Origin of the sequence: Sporichthya sp. (genome assembly GCF_013815995.1) — a bacterium.
GTDB lineage: Bacteria > Actinomycetota > Actinomycetes > Sporichthyales > Sporichthyaceae > Sporichthya.
The window spans coordinates 1-17,787 of sequence record NZ_JACDFE010000072.1 but is presented as its reverse complement, the minus strand read 5'-3'; the positions used below and the strand labels follow the sequence as shown (position 1 = coordinate 17,787).

Here is a 17,787-nt window from a genome sequence, read left to right as displayed (position 1 = left end):
CACCGACGCCGCCGCCAAGCCGCGCTCGGCCGATTGACCCCCATCGAATACGAACTCATCATGACCACACCGGGCCATCAGGCCGCCTGACCCAACCTGTCACCAGTCCGTGCAGCAGACCCGTTCCCGCTTGGTCACACTGACATGGTCGAGGACGCGAACCTGGCACGCGAGCCGTTCGCCCGGGACATCGCCACGCAACCACCGCACCCGCCGCAAGCCTTCGAGCTCCGCGGAAGCCATTGGTGAGAACGCGGCGCTATCCCCCGGTTCGACCGTCACCACGCAGCGCGTACACATCCCGACCCCACCACAAACGGTCGGCCACTTCACACCTTGGCGGTGCGCGGCCTCCAACAGGGACTCGGACCTCCCGACGCGGAGCACGATGCCCGAAGGCAACACCGTGACTGCATGCTCACAGGCGACGCCCACCGTGTCCGGAGAGACGGCAGAGTCATCCTCGATGATGCACGCCTCTCAGGCGGTGAGGTATCGGTTCAGCACGGAGTGGAAGTGCGCGATCCGAACCTCCTGGTTGCCCAGGATCAGCTCATCGATGGAGCCGGACTGCATGCCCTTGTGCACGCGAGGCATCTGGTAGAAGTCCTGGTCCATCAGGAGTCCCAGGCTTTCTTCCAGCTCGCCGAAAGCGCGGACCGGAGCACGGACTGCGCTCGCCTGCTCGGGATCCAAGACCCACTCGTAGGAAACCAGTTCGACAATGCACTTGTTGGGGTCCGACCAGTCCGGGGTGAAGCGGTACATCAGGAAGCTGGCGGCCGTCACATTGATGACGACGTTCGGGAAGATGAAGTAGTGCCAGTCATCCACCATCTGGCGATCAGTCAGACTGGAGAAGTCTACCCCTTTCGCCTCCGCCACACCGCGGAAGAAGCGTGCGAGAACGATCTTGAGCTCGGCGTTGGTGATGTCGAGATTTCCATCGGCGTCTCGGAACTGATCGAAGATCGCGATGGGGTTGGACAGATCCGAGGGCATGAAGTAATCGCCGTTTGCCACGCCGCCCTTGGAGCGTTTGTCGGACTTGTCCACGACCGCGGCCCGGTCGAGATTCCGCTCGTCATCCGGCCGGTCGAGCGCTCCGTCGGGGACACCGAAGTAGTTTCGTAGCGTTTCCTCGACTGGAAAAGACTCTCCCAGCTTCGGACTTGGCGTCGCCATCGGGATGATCATCAGGTTGTGCGTGTCGAACTCCTCGAACAGCGGATTGCGGTCGTCGACCATCGAAATGACCTGCGGATGCACAGCCGGCAGGTGGTAGAGCTCTAAGAACGCCTCGACCGCCACCTTCCAGTTGCACGAGGAAGGCGTGCGCACGTTGAGGCCGACGGGAACCAGCTTGTCCAAGTGGTAGCCGGTGATTCGCTCGGGCAGGGGGGAGAGGAACTCGAGCAGGGGCTCGGCCTTCTCCGCGTTCGGATGGATGAACACCCACCCGCCCCACACATCGACCGCGATCTTGGTCAAAGACAGCTTCGCCCGATCAACGTCGCCGAAGACTTCTGCGTCGGGCACGTTGGTGAGCTCGCCGTCGAGTCCGTACGCCCAGAAATGGAAGCCGCACACGATCTTGCCCGCACAGTTCCCCGCCCCCTCCTTGAGGACGTTGCCCCGGTGCCGGCACACATTGTGGAAGCCCCGAACCACGCCGTCCTCACCGCGCACGATCAGGAACGACTTGGGGCCGATCGCGTACTCGAAGAAGTCGCCGGGGTTCGCGACGTCATCTTCCCGACACGCCATCTGCCAGACATTCAGCCAGACCTTCTCAATCTCGGCGCGGAGCACCTCCGGCTTGGTATACCGGTCAGTGGTGATCCTGCGCTGCTCGTCTGTCAGCTGGATCTCACTGGCGTGCCGGGCATTGCCGAGAGTCGGATCGGTGTCGGGCTGAGCCACCATCGTCATGACTGAAGTTCCTTTGCCGTCGAATCCTGCAGCTGGATTACGGGGTCGATCAGGCCGTGACCGCGCGGATTGCCGCCTCGATCTGCGGTGCCTGCGGGAGGTAGGCCTGTTCCAGCACCGCCGAGTAGGGCACGGGGGACGTGCGCGCGCCGACACGAAGGACCGGCTTGGCGAGTTCGCCGAAGAGCTCTTCGTGGATGCGGGACGACACCTCAGCCCCGACGCCACAGCGTTTGACGGCCTCGTGAACCACCACGGCCCGCTTCGTCTTGGCGACAGATTCGAGCACGGTTCGCTCATCGAAGGGCATGATCGTCCGCAGGTCGATCAGCTCGACGCTCAGCCCCTCCTCCGCCAGCCGGTCGACCACGGTGATCGCGTCGATCACCTGCCGGCCATAGCTCACGACCGTGACGTCGGACCCTTCCCGCACCACATTCGCCTTGCCGAGCGGTACGCGATGGCCGGGTGGCGGCGCCTCACCGGGCACGGCACCGGGGCCGAAGTAGAGCAGGGTGTTCTCGATAAAGATGCAGGGATCGTCGTCGAAAATGCAGGAGAGCAGCAGGCCCTTGGCGTCGGCGGGGTTGGACGCAGTGACGACCTTGCAGCCGGCGACGTGGCCGAACCATGCCTCGAGCATGTCGGAGTGCTGGGCCGCCTGCTGGAAGCCGGCGCCCGTCGCGGTCCGGACCGTCAGCGGAACGGGGGTCTGACCGCCGGACATGAACCGGAGCTTGGACGCGTGGTTCACGAACTGGTCCATGGCGATGCCCATGAAGTTCATGAGCATGATCTCTACGACCGGCCGTAGCCCAGCAACGGCGGCGCCGACGGCGGCCCCCATGATCGCCTGCTCGCTGATCGGGGTAGAGCGCACGCGATCGCCGTACTTGGTGGACAACCCGGCCGAAACCCCGAAGACACCACCGCCGGTGTCATCGGCCATGTCCTCACCGAACATGACGACGGTGGGGTCGATCGCCAGGGCTTCCTCCAGCGCGGCCGCGGACGCCTGAACGAAGGTCATCGGTCGCGTGGTCACGCCGCCACCTCCGCTGCGTAAACATCGAGGTCGAGCTCCGCCAGATCCGGGTCCGGGCTGTTCAGCGCGAACTCCACCGCGTCGTCGATCAGGAGCTTCGCGGCATCGTCCATCGCGACCAGTTCGCCCTCAGTCGCGTGCCCGAGTTGGATCAGCCACTGGCGATAGCGAGGCACCGGATCCGCGGCAATGGCTGCTTCTCGCTCGGTGGCCGACTGGTATGTCATCGGGTCACCGAAGTAGTGCCCGAAGAACCGATACGTCATGGCCTCAACCAAGTAGGGGCCGCGACCACTCCGTGCGTGTTCAACCGCGGTTTGGAGCGCGTCATGAATCGCGAGTGCATCGTTGCCGTCCACCGTCACACCAGGAAGGCCGTAAGCACTCGCCCGCTCGCCGATGGTCGGTGTCGTCTGGAACTTGGAGTACGCGGTCTTCTCTGCGTACAGGTTGTTCTGACACAGGAACACAACCGGCAGGTTCCAGGTCTTCGCCAGGTTCAGCGCCTCGTGGAAGGCACCGATACTTGTCGCCCCGTCGCCGAAGGTCACCGCGGTCACCCGGCCGTCCTGCCGAAGCTGTGATGCGTACGCGAGTCCATTCGCAATCACAGTCCCGCTACCGACCACGCCCGTCGTGACCATGACCCCGGACTTGCGGTCCGTGATGTGCATCGGGCCACCCTTGCCCTTACACGTCCCGGTCGCCTTCCCGAGGTACTCGGCCCAGAGCTCACCCAACGACACCCCCTTGGCGATCGAGTCGTGCATGCCACGGTAGTTCGTCACCAGGTAGTCGTCGTGCCGGAGCGTCACGCCAAGGGCCGCGGCCACAACCTCCTGCCCTCGGACAGGGAAGTGCAGGAATCCGATCTCGCCCGCGGCAATCATGCTCCGAAACCGCTCGTCACACTGCTTGATCGTGGTCATCAGCTCGTACATGCGGCGCAGTGTTGGACGGTCAGGCATCGAGCACCTCCTCTAGTGAGCGCATCGGATTGGTGATGTCAGGCTGCCGCGGAGGCCGGTTGGCGCCATGAGTAGCTAGTACCCAGGTGCGGCCTCTCATGAGTACGTGTCCTGAAGCTCAGGCTGCTCACTCCGAAGGCCGAGACCATCCTCATCGCCAGCGCGTCCACCACGCCGTCGATGACCCGAGTTCGCTCCGGCCGAGACGGGAAGTCGCCCCAGGCGGGTCGTGAGCGGCCCCACGAGTCGCGCCTCCGCGTTGCTCGCCCACCGACCAGCCGCATCGGCGATCTGCCGCTGCGAAAGGATCGAAACAGCGATGGCCGTCAGGCCGAACAGCACGTAGGTCAGTCGTTGCACGTCCTCGTCATTGAGGTACCCGGGGAGGACCTGGTAGAGGAACGCGCAGACGAAGGCTGTGGTGACCGTGCGACGACCCGAGATGGCGAGGATGGCCAGCACGATGAGTGAGCTGACGTAGTTGAAGCTGTCCTGGTTGACCGCACCGAAGAGGCTGGCGTAGGTCGCTCCGCTGATCCCAGCGAGGAACGCGGAAATGCAGAACACGATCGTGCGGGTGATGTTGACGTTCGCGCCAACCGTAGTTAGCGCCAGCGGGGAGTCGGCCAGACCTCGCAGGAGCCGACCCAAGCGCGAGCGTTCGATGACGACGACCAGGGCGAGGGCGGCGAAGGCAATGCCCAGCAACAGGTAGTAGAACTTGGTGTCGCTGGAGAATCCATCAGGCCGGCGCGTGGCGAGGAAGCCGGCGCCGAACATGTACTCCTTGCCGTAGGCGTACTGTGCGAGCAGGATCCCGAAACCCAGCGTGGCCAGCCCCAGGTAGAGGCCGGAGAGCCGAATTGCGGGGATCGCGATCAGCGCCCCGATCGGCACAGCGATGAGGCCACCGACTAGCACCGCGATTCCCCAGGGAACGCCGTGGCCGAGCATGTGCCCGAAGCCCGAGGCCCCGATAGCCGCGAAGCCCACGTGACACAGCGAGATCTGTCCGCTGGTCCGGACCAGGAGGGAAAGGGAAAGGAAGAGCACGACCTGACTCATCGCGGTGTTGTAGAAGGCCAACTTGCTGCCGACGAACTGGGGAACGGCAAGCAGGACGACCAAACCCACGAGGTAACCGCCAGCGCGAGTGCGCGGGGTGAACACACTCGCTGGTGTCGCCTTCGCCTTGATGCTCGCGCCTACGTCGACCAAGGTGTTGCGCTTGGCCACAAGCAGCACGATGAACAGGATGATGAAGGGTGCGTTGGTGTCCAGGCCCTGCAGATAGTCGTGCGTCCCGGCTTCCTTGCTGATCAGCTTCTGAACGACCCCAACGATGAGACCGCCCACGAATGCCATCGGTAGGCTGCGGAACAGGCCGATGGCGGCCGCCCCAAATGCCTGCACCACCAACAGGCTCAGAATGTTGACGTCCAGTTGTCGCTGCACCGACGCGAACAGCACGCCGGAGGCCGCCGCGAAGATCGAACCGATCATCCACGCGGTGCGTCGGACCCTGGTCGGATCGGTGCCGTTCAGATCGAGTAGTCCCGGATTGTCAACGACACCACGCATAGCCACACCTAGGCGCGACACCCGGAAGAAGACGTACAGCCCAACGGCGGCGGCGGTCCCCAGCCCGAGGAAGATCAGGTTGTCGGCATCGACCGAGACTCCCTGAACGCTGAACACCTCATCCGTCGGTAGGAACGGATCGAAGAACAGCGCCTTCGGTCCATAGATCAGCTGAACGGTGTAGTTGATGGCGACGAACATTCCGATGGTCGCAACGATCTTGAACGTGGTCGTCACGGGCGCCAGGAGTGCGGAGATGCGCTCGAGTACCAGCCCCAGGACGACACCGAACACGCCCACTGCGAGTACAGCCGCGATGGGCCACGGCACGCCGTGTTCCTGCCGCAGGTCGTAGAACGCGTACGCCGAAGCGGCGCACACGGCGCCGTGGGCGAGATTGAAGAGGCCGGAGGTCTTGTAGGTGAGGACCAGCCCCATGGCGGAGAGGCCGTAGACCGAACCCGTCGCGAGTCCGAAGATGACGTACGGGATGTACTCGTTCATTCGTGGCACACCCCGCACGCCGAGAGTCCCCGACCCGAGATCGCCTCCGCGACCAGGGCCGTGACGGGCTTTCCGCGGACCAGCTGACACTCTCCGTGGTGGAACTTGGTGGACCCAGCAACCGTGACCAGTCCGGTTGTCAGGACCGCGTCGGTCTCCTGCCCGAGCATGGCGGCCAAGGCAGGGGTGAGGACGGTCGCGATCTCAGAGAGCATGGCTCGCTCTTGCGCCCGCACAGCGCTGAAGCCGGCGAGCAGCCAACTCACCAGCCCGATCGCGGCGAACACCGACGCGAGGATGGCGCCAACGAGCCACGGCAGCGCGTCGTGCCACGCGGGCTCACCACTGGCGCCGTACCAGCAGATTGTCAGCGCGACGACGCCGACACCTACGATCCAGCCCGCCCGGAGTATGTCCCGACGGCGCCACGGGGAATCAGCTTCGGGCAGCGGGAGCCCCTGAGCATCCGACCACCTGGGAGGCTCGCCGCCGCGGAGGCGATCCGCGACCTCAGGCGCGGCTATCTGGTCCGAGCTGGGCAGCGTGACCGGACTCATGCCAGTTGCTCGTGACGTGCCGCTGCGGTGCGAACCATGTCGGGGCGGAGCGGGTCGACCATCCGGTCAGGCGCTGAGACCGGGTTACCGACGCCTCCACCGGCAACGAGGTCCGCAAGCAGAGCCTTCTGCTGAGCGAGCACCGTCCGGGCCCCCCGCAACTCGCGCCACTCGTCCCGAAGGTCCGCCGAGATCCACAGGACGCCGGCCACTCCGAGCAGGAAGATCCCCGTGAGACCACCCGAGATGATGTACGGCAGCTGCTTAGCCACATGCTCGGTGCCGCTGACACCGAGGTAACCCAGGATCAGGCTCAGCGCCCCGACCAGCGCGGCGGCAATCGCCCCTGCGCGGTCCCATTGGGCGCGGATCAGACGGGTCAGCTCCACAGGTATCTCACTCCCAAGATCCGGATGACTGTCGCTCCCACGAAGGCGGCCAGCGCCGCAGCAATCAGCGCCAGGTAGACACTGCCGACCGGGGCGTTGACATTGGCAGATTCGGTGGTTCTGGTGAACGAGGTGCCCGCCGAGGCACCCGCGTTGTCCGGCAGCAGAAGACGCGTATCCAAGCCGGCCGCATCGAGCCCGGTTCCGGTCCCGAGGGATCCAGGAGCCCCGATACCCGGAACACTGGCGCCGTCGAGGCCTAGTCCGGCCTCGCCGGGTGCAATCGCACCGCTCCCGGGCGCGAACTGGCTTGCACCCACGGGTCGCAGGTTCACCGATGCGATGGCCTGACCAACGAGCGAAGTCACCTTGGTGGGCCCGGAGTAGTAGGGGTTCGCAGGCGGTTCAGCAATCACGTACGAGAACGTGAGTCCAGCGCCGACGATGCCGGTCGTTGATTCCTGCGCCGGCTGGTAGGCGACCTCGATTCCCGACGCCTTCAGCGCGGAAAGCACGGAGTCGGTCGGCAGCGGGAATGTCGCCGGCCCTCCGGCGTAGGGCAGGGTGACGGTGAAGACGCCGTCCTCGAATCCAAGTTCCGGCGCATCCATCGTGGAACACCCAAAGGGTGCCGGGATCTCCGTCGGCTCCAGCTCCACCGGCGGTGCCTGCGGAGCACCGGGAACAGGATTCGGCAGCGGGATGTAGCTGGGAGTGGTGCACGGGATTTCCAGCCGCAGCCCGGGAACATTGATGCTCCCGAGCGCGAGCTTTGAGCTCCGGGTGAGGGCACCGGTCGCACCATCGGCCAGCACCTCGGCTCTGGAGTGGACGACAGCGACCGAGAACTTGTCCCCAAGGGTGAAGCCGTTGAGCGTCGTCTCCCCGACGGCCAGCACGCCGCCCTCCCTTTGCACGCCCACACGGGCGACAGAGACGTAGCCGCTGTGGTCGGTGCCGGCAAGCGCCTTCGCGGCAGCTTGTTGCGCGGAGCTCTCGGCGTGGAGGGCAACCCCGGGGTAGTTCACGTCCTTGGGGGCGTCGCCGTAGGCGGTTGCCGCTACCAAGGGATAGGCGGGGGTGTTGACTCCGACGAGCGCGCCGGCGATACCAGGGAGTCCCGCCGCCACGTCGCCGGGATACGGGAACGCCGCCAACGCATCGGAGTCCCCGAGGGTGTTCAGCTGCGCCCGGGTTAGTGGCCCGCTGCCTTCGAGGGTCAACCCCACGGGAATCGACTGATTGAACAGCGTGGTCTGCGATCCGTTAGAGCTCGCAATCGCATCGAAGGTTGCGTCATCCGCACGCGCGGAGGCGCTGAGGCCCACCCAGAGACCCGACAGGCCCAGGGCCACGATGCCGACCAGCGCCCCTCTTCCGTACACCTGCGCTGTCGAGCGGCGGCCCGGCTTCATTGCCGACACGTGACCTCCTGAAGTAGTGCCTGACCGACGTCGGGCCGGGAAGAATGTCCACCCTGATTTCCAGTCAACGCGCGCTCGGTGGGGAGCAGCGTGAGTACTACGTACTCAACCGGCAAATGCTGCTAAGGCACCCAGACGCCCTTGTAGTACGGCCCTGGGATGCCCGCCTCCTGGACGTAGCCATCCGGGTCGTAGGTCTTGATGGTTCGGTACGGGTAGTCGCCCGAGATGTTCGTGTCCAGGCCAGCTAGCCGAACGACGGCGTAGAAGCCGATGTACGCGATAAAGACGGCCTGGAGGATCAGCACAGCCGTGGCCTTCTCGCCGAAGCGCATCGCCCGCAGCGGCCGCACGCTCGCCGAAAGCCGAGTGGCAACCGACCGCCCGTGGTCGTCCCGATGCAGCATCACGCTCAACAAGGACATCGTCAGGCTCGCTAGCACAATCTCGGTGAGCGGCAACCAGCTATCGCCGACATGGAAGGCCGGACCCCAGTACTGGTAGTAGGTCCAGATCTCCATCTGGAGCAGCAACGTCTCGCCGATCACCTCCATAACAGTGCAGCCGACGAGAGAGAACAGGAACAGCGACCACATCGGGCGCCGGTCCACGAACGACCCCGCCTTCGCCCGCGGCTCCACATAGCGCTTGAACAGAGCGAAGGTGATCAGCCCCGGAGTCAAGAAGAAGAACGGATAGGCACCGAGCGGCCAGAGTGGCTCGACCGAGGGCGAAATTTTCGCCCATTCCCACGTCACCGGGTAATGCCGCAGCTCCGGGTTATAGACGGCATACATTGCCCAGTTGAAGATCGGGTCGTAGGCAATGATCGTTGACAACCCGATGAAAAGCGCGAACGCCGGGTGCGTAACTCCGGTCCGCCGCCGATTGCGCAGAAAGAAGAACACCATGCCCAGGCACATGATCACGGTTGCGGTGTGCAGCGCGTAGATCCAGAACTGGCCCGATAACCCCCACATGCCATTTCCGGGCAGCGGCGACGGCTGCTCGGGGTTGTGGATGCGCGGGTCCGACCCGCCGGTGGAGGTGAAGGTCATGAGCCACACGAAGACGGCGATGCCGACTCCGGCGACGGCCCACCGCAGACGCTTCGACCTCACGTTCGGGGACGTGAGGACACTTGTGCGCCCCTGGTCGGTGAGTTGGGTTGTCGCCACGCGGTGGCCCTCCTGTCACTCGGGATCCAGCAGTTAGACCGTGACGGGGCTCACGAAATGGGGCATGAGTAACCGATACTCAAGCGGGCCAACCGCCCCAGATCGGGCGTGAACCCACGTAGGTGGCGCGGAAATGTCGAGGACCTCCCGGGCCGGCGGGAGCGGCGACCCGGGAGGTCCTCGTCTGGGTATCGATCAGTCAGCTGTCGCTCAGCCGCGATGGGGCGACGACTCGAGCGACTCGGCCTCCCCTCACAGGCATCGCTTCTTGCTGCCAAAGGGGTCCGAGAAGACACCACGGGAGAAGAGCTCTGCGTAGTAGCAGCTCACGATGGGTGACGGCTTTCCCTCGTTGAAGGTCATTCCGGGTACCAGGCCCCCGAGAGTCTCGTTCTTCAACGCGTACAGGCCCTTGAAAATTTGGGCCGTGGTAATCGGTCCATTACGGGCGTTCGGAATGTTGGCGACTACAGCCTCGAGCATCTTCCCCGAGGCCCAGCCCGTCATCGAGGCAGGACTGGGCGGAGTCCCCGGCGCATATGTCTTGTACGCCTCCTGGAACTCCTTCGTGGCGGCCGTGTCATTCGACATCCAGGGGGCCGAGGAAGAGCCGAAGTACCCGACGTAGTCGGTCGAGCCACGGAGAATCGGGTCGTTCTGCAGGTCGGGCGTCAGGGTCAACGAAGGCCCAGACCACGGGAACTTGTAGCCGATCGCGTCACAGGACCGGAACAGCCGCTGCAGCGACGCAGCGTCCATCACCAGGTACATCACCTGGGCGCCAGCCTTCTTGGCGTTCTGACACTCAGCTGTGAAGTCGGTCTGCGTCAGCGAGATGGTCTGGTTGTACGCAACCTCGACGCCCGCGAGATCGGCCATGCCGCCCTTGGTCGTCATCGAGTTCCTGATCTTCGTGCAGGTAGTTGCCTCGACGCACGACAGGATCCCGAACTTGGTGTAACCAGTCGCAAGCCGCGCCTCTTTGAGGGATGACGCGTAGGCGTGCAGGGGGGACGTTCCCTGGGCGAAGAGCAGGGGATCGGTGCTCCACGAGAAGTCGGTAATGTCGCCGCCCACGACCGGAATGTTGTACTTGTGAAAGACCGACGCCTGGGCCGCCATGTTGATCGGGGCGTACAGGCCGACCAGCGCCTGGACCTTCTTGCTCAGGATCAAGTCCGTCACATTGGCCGACCCTCGGGCCGGGTCGGATCCGTCGTCGGTCTGATACAGCTGGACCGGGTGACACGCCAAGCCGCCCTTGGCGTTGACATGCTTCGCCCAGATCGACATCGCGGTCTTAGCTCCAATGAAGTTCGCTCCGAGCAGACCACTCCACACGCCGTTCTGCCCGATGACGAGCGGGGCGCCCTGGCTGGTGCAGGGAGCATCCGCGGCAACGGCGCCTGCCGATCCGGCTGCACCCTTCGGACCGGAGGCCGACGGGCCGGCCGTTCCAGGAGTTACTCCCGACCCTGCTGCGGTGCCCGGTGCGGTCGCGGTCTGCGATCCTGCCGGGGCGCCGGGCTGGGCAGCTGCAGGTGCACCTGCGGTTTCTCCGACTACGCCGACGGACCCGGCGGCCGCTGGAAGGCCGGACGTCGATACGGGTCCGGACCCTTCGGTAGCCACGATCCGTTCGTCCGATACTCGCGAGCCACATGCGGTTACGAAGAGCGACACCGCGCAGAAGCCAGCCAGCGAAGCGGCTTGCAGGCGTCGATCTCGACCTCGGGCTCGTCCCCTCGACACGTACCTGGCGCCTTTCACAAGGGATACCTCTCCACAGCAGCGGTTGAATTTCGCCGACCCAGCTATCTGCAGCCTGGTTTCGGCGATAGAACCCGAGCTCCTGCCATCGAGCCTGAGTACGAGGTACTCAACGTCCGCGGGCCAGTGCAGCCGCGATCGGTTCCGAGTGGACCGGCATCCGGGCGGCCGCGCTTGAGTACGGGCTACTCAGTCGTGATGGAAGCGCGGACGCGAACCTGACGAGACCATGACTACGCGCAAGGCAGTCGACCCCGGGGCGCGGCCACTCCTTCGCCTCGAGGCCCGCAACGCGGCGACGGCGATCGAGCGAAAGCCCCCCTGGGTGCGGAACCGGTACAACGCCGGTCCCCAGTTCTCAGAGCTGATCGATCTGGTGCAGACCCAGGGCCTACGGACGGTTTGCGAGGAAGCCGCCTGTCCCAACATCTTCGAGTGTTGGGAGGACCGCGAAGCGACCTTCCTGATCGGCGGAGGCGTTTGTACGCGGCGGTGCGACTTCTGCTTGATCGACACTGGCAAGCCGGCGAGTCTCGACCGCGATGAGCCTCGCCGCGTCGCGGAATCGGTCGCCGCGATGGATCTGCGCTACGCCACCGTCACCGGCGTGGCCCGTGACGACCTGCCCGACGGTGGCGCGTGGCTCTATGCGGAGACCACCCGCGCGATTCATGCGCTGCCAGGCCCAGCGGGCACATCGGGTTGCGGGGTGGAGCTTCTCATCCCGGATTTCCGTGGCCACGCGGGTCAGTTGACAGCGGTGTTCGGCTCCCGACCGGAGGTCCTCGCACACAACCTGGAGTCGGTACCGAGGGTGTTCCGTCGGGTCCGACCCGCCTTCAGTTACACCCGGTCGCTGGCCGTCCTCACCGCCGCGCGCGACGCGGATCTGATCACCAAGAGCAACTTGATCCTCGGAATGGGCGAGACGCCCAGAGAGGTCATCGCCACTCTGCAGGACCTGCACGGCGCGGGCTGCCAACTGCTGACCCTGACCCAGTACCTGCGGCCTTCCAGCCGACATCACCCGGTAGATCGATGGGTTCACCCCGACGAGTTCGAGGACCTACAGACGAAGGCCCTTGAGATCGGGTTCCTCGGCGTCCTCGCGGGTCCACTCGTACGGTCGAGCTACCGGGCCGGCCGGTTGTACCAACAAGCGATCAGCACCCTGGAGCAAAGATGACGACCGCTGTCGACACATCGGGACTCACGATCACGGACGTCGTGGTGCGCTACGGCGGACACACCGCGGTGAACAAGATCTCGCTGACGGCACCGACCGGGGAGATCACCGGGTTGATCGGGCCCAACGGCGCGGGCAAGACGACCACCTTCAACGCGTGCTCAGGTCTGCTGCGACCGACCAGCGGCTCGGTGCACCTGTTCGGGCAGGAGGTCACGCACATGAGCCCGCAGCGCCGGGCGCAGCACGGCATGGGCCGCACCTTCCAGCGGATGGAACTGTTCGACTCCCTCAGTGTGCGCGAGAACGTAGCGCTTGGCCGCGAAGGCGGGATGGCGGGAAGCAAGCCGTGGCGGCACCTTCGTGCGTCGCGATCTGACTCCGCCGACGTCGCGAACGCAGTAACGGCAGCGTTGGAACTCTGCGACATCACGCGCCTCGCGACGCGCCGTCCGGCAGACCTCTCGACCGGACAGCGACGCCTGGTCGAGCTCGCCCGTTGCATCGCCGGCGGGTTCCGATTGATGCTCCTCGACGAGCCGTCCTCCGGCTTGGACAAGCGGGAGACCACCGCCTTCGGGCAGATCCTGCGCTCTCTGGTCGAGGGCGCCACAGATCGCCCGGGAGTCGGCATCCTCATCGTCGAGCACGACATGAGTCTGGTCATGAGCGTCTGCGACTACATCCACGTCCTGGACTTCGGTGAACCGATCTTCCAAGGCACCCCAACCGAGGTAGGCGCGTCTGAGATCGTCCGTGCGGCCTACCTCGGGAGCGAGGCCGTCGACGTTGCAGTCCCAGGCGCCCCCCATGCGAAGGCAGGTGCATGACCGTGTTCAGACTGGAGAACGTCGTCGCCGGGTACGGCGGAACCACTGTGCTGCGTGGAGTCGAACTATCCGTTCCCAGCGGATCTGTCGTGGCGCTGCTCGGTCCCAACGGTGCAGGCAAGACAACGTTGCTCCGGGTCGCTTCCGGGCAGCTCAAGCCGACATCTGGAGCCATGACGATGAACGGCGAGGACGTCACACGACTGTCTCCGCACCAGCTCGTGGCCAAGGGGGTCTGCCATGTCCCCGAGGGCCGCGGCGTCTTCCCATCCCTCACCGTGCGCGACAACCTCATCCTTCAGTCAGCGAAGGGCGAGGAGAAGGAAGCCCTGGACCGGGCTGTGGCGGCATTCCCTCGCCTGGGTGAACGTCTCGCCCAGATCGCCGGAACCATGAGTGGCGGCGAACAGCAGATGCTCGCGCTCGCGCGCACCTACGTCCAGCACCCCACCGTCGTCCTGCTGGACGAGGTGAGCATGGGCCTGGCGCCCAAAGTCGTGGACGAGATCTTCGAGTTCCTTACGCTGCTGCGTCGTCAGGGTACGAGTCTGCTCCTCGTCGAGCAGTACGTCACCCGCGCACTCGAGGCCGCCGACTACGTCTACCTGCTCAACCGCGGGGAGATCGCGTTCGCCGGCGAACCCCCCGAGCTGGACGGCGCCGACGTCTTCGCCAGCTACGTCGGCGGCGACTTCGACTACTGACCGACGAGGAACCCGATGAGCCCCGACCTGTCGGTCACCGAGTTGGCAAAGGTGCTGTTCTGCAGCGACCTTCAGCCTTCCCAAGCGGCGGAGCCGCAGGCAGTGAGCACCGCGCTACGCAGGGGCCTACGCGCCCACGGCGGACAGTTGGAAATCTGCGCCGCAGAGCTGGCCAGCTGTTACGGCGACGACCCCGAGACTGCCAGCCGACGGATGCGGTGGGCACTTTCCCTGATCATCGCCACCTACCAGGGCCCGCCCCTCGCCGCCTGACCCACGCGCAGGGCGGCGTCTCTGCGCTGGGAAACGCGCAGGCGCGGGTCGCTGGTGCGTAGGCCGTGGAGAAAAAGCCTCGGCACCACGGCCCGCAAAGTGGAGAGGTCCGGGACGCGGGCGTAGGCCGCGGACCCGAAGACGTTGACCAGTGAGCTGTCCGGTGCCGGCGAAGCCAGCGCTATGCACACACAACCGATGGACTGGTGGCGCGCCTCGGCGAGTGCCCGTCGGGAGTCCGCCGCCGCGTATTCGCCCTCGTACCCGGTGTCGTAGGGGAAACCGTCTGAGACAACGACAAGGAGCTTTCGCGCCGTCGCCGTCTCCGCCGCGAGCAGGCGGGCGGCGTGACGGATGGCGGCGCCTAAACGAGTGTACCCGCCGGGCTGGAGCTGGTGCACCCGCTGCGGCACCGAGTTACTCCAAGCCTCGTTGAACCCCTTGATCGTCGACACCTGCACGGAGTGCCGGCCGGCGGATCGAAAGGCATACGCGGCTGTCCGCGCTCCGATCGCGTTCAAGCTGTCGAGCACGCAGAGCGCACCCTCGCGCTGGCGGTCGAACACGGATCCACCCGCCGGGCTCGGGTCTCGTCCCGAACCTGAGATGTCCAGGAGGACGAGGCAGGACAGATCTCGCTGACGCGGCCGCGTTGCCGCGTACACCTTCTCGTCGGGGCTCGCGCCGGAGGCGGCATCGATCTGATTCCGGATGACGGCATCAAGATCGAGGTCGTCGCCGATCGCCTGGCGCAGCAAGGTCTGTGACTTCAGTCCGGCCTTGGCGAGCCGGCGGCGCATGACCAAGTCCCGACCACTCATCGTGGGTTCGTCCAGGGGCCGATTCAGGCTCTCGCTCGGCACCTCGGCCACCGTGCACCACCGTGGACGGTACGACCCGGATACGCGGTCCCATTCGGCGTAGCGGAACCGGCCCGATTCCGGCGCAACTGCCGCTCCTCCACGGCCCCGCAAACTGACTTCGAGGCCGCTGCCGCCAACTCTTCGTGCGATCTGGCCGGACCATCCCCCGACGATCTGTTCACCAGCGGACATGCCGCCCGAAGGGGACTTGGTGGCGCGGCGACGCAGGCCGAGACGCTTCCGCAGCATCCGGCCCAGCCCCAGGCCGGTGAGCGGTCCGAGTGAGAGCGCGCGCAAAATCGCGTCGAGGTTCTCGCTGCCATCCCCAGGATCCAGGACCTCGCCCTCTTCCACGGACGTTCGGCGGGCCGCGGATCCGCCCGCGTCGAGGACGAGTCCGTCCTCGATCGCGCGCAGCAACAGACCCGGCCGGATCACGCCCCACTCGGTTGGGGTCGGCGGCAGCCGGTCGCCGGCCACGGCAAGATCAACTGCTTGTCGGGTCGAGTCACAGACCGGCACGTTCGGCGGAACTCCGATTGTGTCCCTCAACCGGGCCCACACTCCGCCCGGCGCGCACAACCGATTCGCTTCCAGGAGCAGGTACCGCGAGGCATGCGCGGGACTGCCCTTGAGCCCGGTCAGCGCCTCGGCGACCAAACTGCCGTGGCCGATCAAAAGCCCGTGCACGATCACCTGGGTACGAACGCGGCTCCCCGAAACGAAGATCGTGTGCCCGTCGGTGTACGCCGCACCGTCGCAGCCCGCGACCCGAATCGACCGACCCGCTAGCGCGCTGGCGACCACCTCGTGGCGCGCGAATCGGTCATCCTTTTCCTCTGGCGCGGTGGCGGAGATCCGACATCGCAAAGGTGCACTGATCACCCGCGTCACGCAGACAGATGCTCGGCGCTTCGGCCCGATCGGGCGGCTGATTCCATGGGGACAAAAACGTCAATGAGCTCGCTCAGCCCCTCGACGGTAGACACCTCGTCAGAGAGCGGGACAGCTACCGCCGCCACCGCGGCGTCTCGCGGCGCAACCCCCGCGGCGATCAGACGGGCGGCCGAAACCAATGTTCGCGTCGACGCAACTTCGCGAACCGTGTCGGAATCCAGCCGGCGGATGGCGGTGGCGAGCGCGACCAGAGCCTGTGCCATGCCGAGGGAGATCCCGGACTCGTGCACGATGACCTGCTCCTCGACAGCAGCCGGCAGATAGTTCAGGTCGATGCCGACCATGCGCTGGCGCGTCGAGTCTTTGAGATCCTTCAGTACACTCTGATAGCCGGGATTGTACGAGACCACCAACATGAATCCGTCTGCCGCTCGCAGCGACAGCCCGAGCCGTTCGATGTACAACTCACGGCGGTGGTCCGCGAGCGGGTGCAAGACCACAGTCGTGTCCTGCCGAGCCTCGACCACCTCGTCGAGGTAGCACATCGCGCCCTCTCTCACCGCCCGCGTCAGCGGCCCGTCGACCCAAACGGTCTCTCCGCCCTTGAGCAGGTGGCGCCCGACCAGGTCCGCCGCGGTGAGGTCGTCATGGCAGGCCACCGTGACGAGCGGACGACCCAACCGGTGGGCCATCGCCTCGACGAAACGGGTCTTTCCGCACCCAGTGGGGCCCTTGAGCATCACCGGCAGCCCCTGGGTGGCGGCCGCAAGGAAGATCGTCTCCTCGCTCCCGTTGGCAACGTAGTAAGGGCTACCACTCAAGTGCGCATTCGCCCACTTGGCTGCCTCAGTCTTCATGGCTCTCCACGGGTGCTTCGAGGCCTGAGCGCGCGGCCTGTCCCGGCGCGCTCCAGGACAGGGAATCAACATCGATGGATCGGCCCATGAGTAAAAGCTACTCAGCTCTCCGGAGCGGGGGAACGGGATCGTGCGCCGCGCGGCGGCGTACCTCGCGCAGGAGACGCTCCCGAGCTGAGGCGCCGAGGCACGCCGGGGTGTGGTGCTGGTGGCGGCCGCGGGGCAGGTTCGGGAAGTTACGTCGTCGGTCTGCTGAGGCTGAGCCGGGTTCGCAGTCGTCCAACTTGTGCCTCACGATGCGGAGAAGATCCTGCTGAAGTCCGGCATGACGCTCTGGATGGCCAGTCCCCCGTCGACGGGGAGCACCACACCGGTGACGAACTTTGACTCGTCCGAGGCGAGGTAGAGCGCGGCGTTGCTGACGTCTTCGGCGATGCCAGCCCTGGTCAGCGTCATGGTCCGGAAGGCTTCCCCCACGGTGGGGTGTGCCGCGAGCATGGCGCTCACGTCGCCGTTGGCGACGAACCCAACCTGGATCGCGTTTGACCGGATGCCTTTGCTGCCGTAGTCGAATGCCACTTGGCGGGTGAGTGCGTTGATCGCGCCTTTTGTGCTGCTGTAGCTCGGGATAGCCGGAAACCCAAACGTCGATGACACGGAGATGATGTTGATGATGGATCCGCCTCCGACTTTGTCTCGGGGGGGTCTGCTGCACGGACTGGTGACAGGTTGGGTCAGGCGGCCTGATGGCCCGGTGTGGTCATGATGAGTTCGTATTCGATGGGGGTCAATCGGCCGAGCGCGGCTTGGCGGCGGCGTCGGTGGTAGG

At 65.5% G+C, this 17,787-nt stretch carries 17 protein-coding genes; 4 read left to right on the top strand and 13 right to left on the bottom strand.

The genetic code is table 11. The features are described from left to right. Window positions 1-99: 99 nt before the first annotated feature. The 10 genes from H0X00_RS23810 to H0X00_RS10220 all read right to left on the bottom strand — a co-directional run bounded on the left by H0X00_RS23810 (window position 100) and on the right by H0X00_RS10220 (window position 11,210). On the bottom strand, window positions 100-405 hold the full coding sequence (locus tag H0X00_RS23810; protein WP_367186542.1) for a 2Fe-2S iron-sulfur cluster-binding protein: 306 nt from the start codon (window positions 403-405) through the stop codon (window positions 100-102). A gap of 75 nt (window positions 406-480) precedes the next feature. Further along, window positions 481-1,932 (bottom strand): aromatic ring-hydroxylating dioxygenase subunit alpha, encoded by a 1,452-nt coding sequence (locus H0X00_RS10260; RefSeq protein WP_293769690.1) that lies wholly within the window; start codon window positions 1,930-1,932, stop codon window positions 481-483. Between the two features lie 49 nt (window positions 1,933-1,981). Next, window positions 1,982-2,962 (bottom strand): alpha-ketoacid dehydrogenase subunit beta, encoded by a 981-nt coding sequence (locus H0X00_RS10255; RefSeq protein WP_367186541.1) that lies wholly within the window; start codon window positions 2,960-2,962, stop codon window positions 1,982-1,984. Window positions 2,963-2,973: 11 nt separating this feature from the next. After that, the gene (locus H0X00_RS10250; RefSeq protein ID WP_293769685.1) at window positions 2,974-3,918 is read right to left on the bottom strand and encodes a thiamine pyrophosphate-dependent dehydrogenase E1 component subunit alpha; all 945 of its coding nucleotides are present in this window, start codon (window positions 3,916-3,918) and stop codon (window positions 2,974-2,976) included. Between the two features lie 123 nt (window positions 3,919-4,041). Then, the gene (locus H0X00_RS10245; protein WP_293769682.1) at window positions 4,042-6,030 is read right to left on the bottom strand and encodes an ABC transporter permease; all 1,989 of its coding nucleotides are present in this window, start codon (window positions 6,028-6,030) and stop codon (window positions 4,042-4,044) included. Further along, window positions 6,027-6,587, bottom strand: coding sequence for a hypothetical protein (locus tag H0X00_RS10240; protein WP_293769679.1), 561 nt, complete (start codon window positions 6,585-6,587; stop codon window positions 6,027-6,029). Before H0X00_RS10240 ends, H0X00_RS10245 begins: the two co-directional genes overlap by 4 nt. Then, on the bottom strand, window positions 6,584-6,976 hold the full coding sequence (locus H0X00_RS10235; RefSeq protein WP_293769676.1) for a hypothetical protein: 393 nt from the start codon (window positions 6,974-6,976) through the stop codon (window positions 6,584-6,586). The genes H0X00_RS10240 and H0X00_RS10235 overlap by 4 nt, the downstream gene beginning before the upstream one ends. Further along, on the bottom strand, window positions 6,967-8,400 hold the full coding sequence (locus H0X00_RS10230) for a hypothetical protein (RefSeq protein WP_293769674.1): 1,434 nt from the start codon (window positions 8,398-8,400) through the stop codon (window positions 6,967-6,969). Before H0X00_RS10230 ends, H0X00_RS10235 begins: the two co-directional genes overlap by 10 nt. Window positions 8,401-8,522: 122 nt before the next feature. Further along, window positions 8,523-9,578 (bottom strand): spirocyclase AveC family protein, encoded by a 1,056-nt coding sequence (locus tag H0X00_RS10225; protein WP_293769672.1) that lies wholly within the window; start codon window positions 9,576-9,578, stop codon window positions 8,523-8,525. A gap of 252 nt (window positions 9,579-9,830) precedes the next feature. After that, the gene (locus tag H0X00_RS10220) at window positions 9,831-11,210 is read right to left on the bottom strand and encodes an ABC transporter substrate-binding protein (RefSeq protein WP_293769670.1); all 1,380 of its coding nucleotides are present in this window, start codon (window positions 11,208-11,210) and stop codon (window positions 9,831-9,833) included. A 367-nt stretch (window positions 11,211-11,577) separates the two neighbouring features. Between H0X00_RS10220 and H0X00_RS10215 the strand changes: the two genes are divergently transcribed. The 4 genes from H0X00_RS10215 to H0X00_RS10200 are packed head-to-tail and all read left to right on the top strand — an operon-like array spanning window position 11,578 to window position 14,341. Beyond that, window positions 11,578-12,534: a lipoyl synthase gene (locus H0X00_RS10215; RefSeq protein WP_293769667.1), complete on the top strand. Its 957-nt coding sequence runs from the start codon at window positions 11,578-11,580 to the stop codon at window positions 12,532-12,534. Beyond that, a complete protein-coding gene (locus H0X00_RS10210; protein ID WP_293769664.1) occupies window positions 12,531-13,364 on the top strand; it encodes an ABC transporter ATP-binding protein in 834 nt (277 codons plus the stop codon). The genes H0X00_RS10215 and H0X00_RS10210 overlap by 4 nt, the downstream gene beginning before the upstream one ends. Window positions 13,365-13,366: 2 nt before the next feature. Continuing rightward, window positions 13,367-14,068, top strand: coding sequence for an ABC transporter ATP-binding protein (locus tag H0X00_RS10205; RefSeq protein WP_293769695.1), 702 nt, complete (start codon window positions 13,367-13,369; stop codon window positions 14,066-14,068). Between the two features lie 15 nt (window positions 14,069-14,083). Further along, entirely contained in the window at window positions 14,084-14,341 is a 258-nt protein-coding gene (locus H0X00_RS10200) for a hypothetical protein (RefSeq protein WP_293769662.1), read from the top strand. Here the strand turns inward: H0X00_RS10200 and H0X00_RS10195 are convergent. From H0X00_RS10195 to H0X00_RS10185, 3 genes are all read right to left on the bottom strand, one after another. After that, window positions 14,314-15,894 (bottom strand): VWA domain-containing protein, encoded by a 1,581-nt coding sequence (locus tag H0X00_RS10195; RefSeq protein ID WP_293769660.1) that lies wholly within the window; start codon window positions 15,892-15,894, stop codon window positions 14,314-14,316. The genes H0X00_RS10200 and H0X00_RS10195 overlap by 28 nt on opposite strands. Before the next feature lie 200 nt (window positions 15,895-16,094). Continuing rightward, the gene (locus H0X00_RS10190; RefSeq protein ID WP_293769658.1) at window positions 16,095-16,958 is read right to left on the bottom strand and encodes a CbbQ/NirQ/NorQ/GpvN family protein; all 864 of its coding nucleotides are present in this window, start codon (window positions 16,956-16,958) and stop codon (window positions 16,095-16,097) included. Window positions 16,959-17,249: 291 nt separating this feature from the next. After that, window positions 17,250-17,696: an SDR family oxidoreductase gene (locus tag H0X00_RS10185; protein WP_293769692.1), complete on the bottom strand. Its 447-nt coding sequence runs from the start codon at window positions 17,694-17,696 to the stop codon at window positions 17,250-17,252. Window positions 17,697-17,787: the final 91 nt, after the last annotated feature.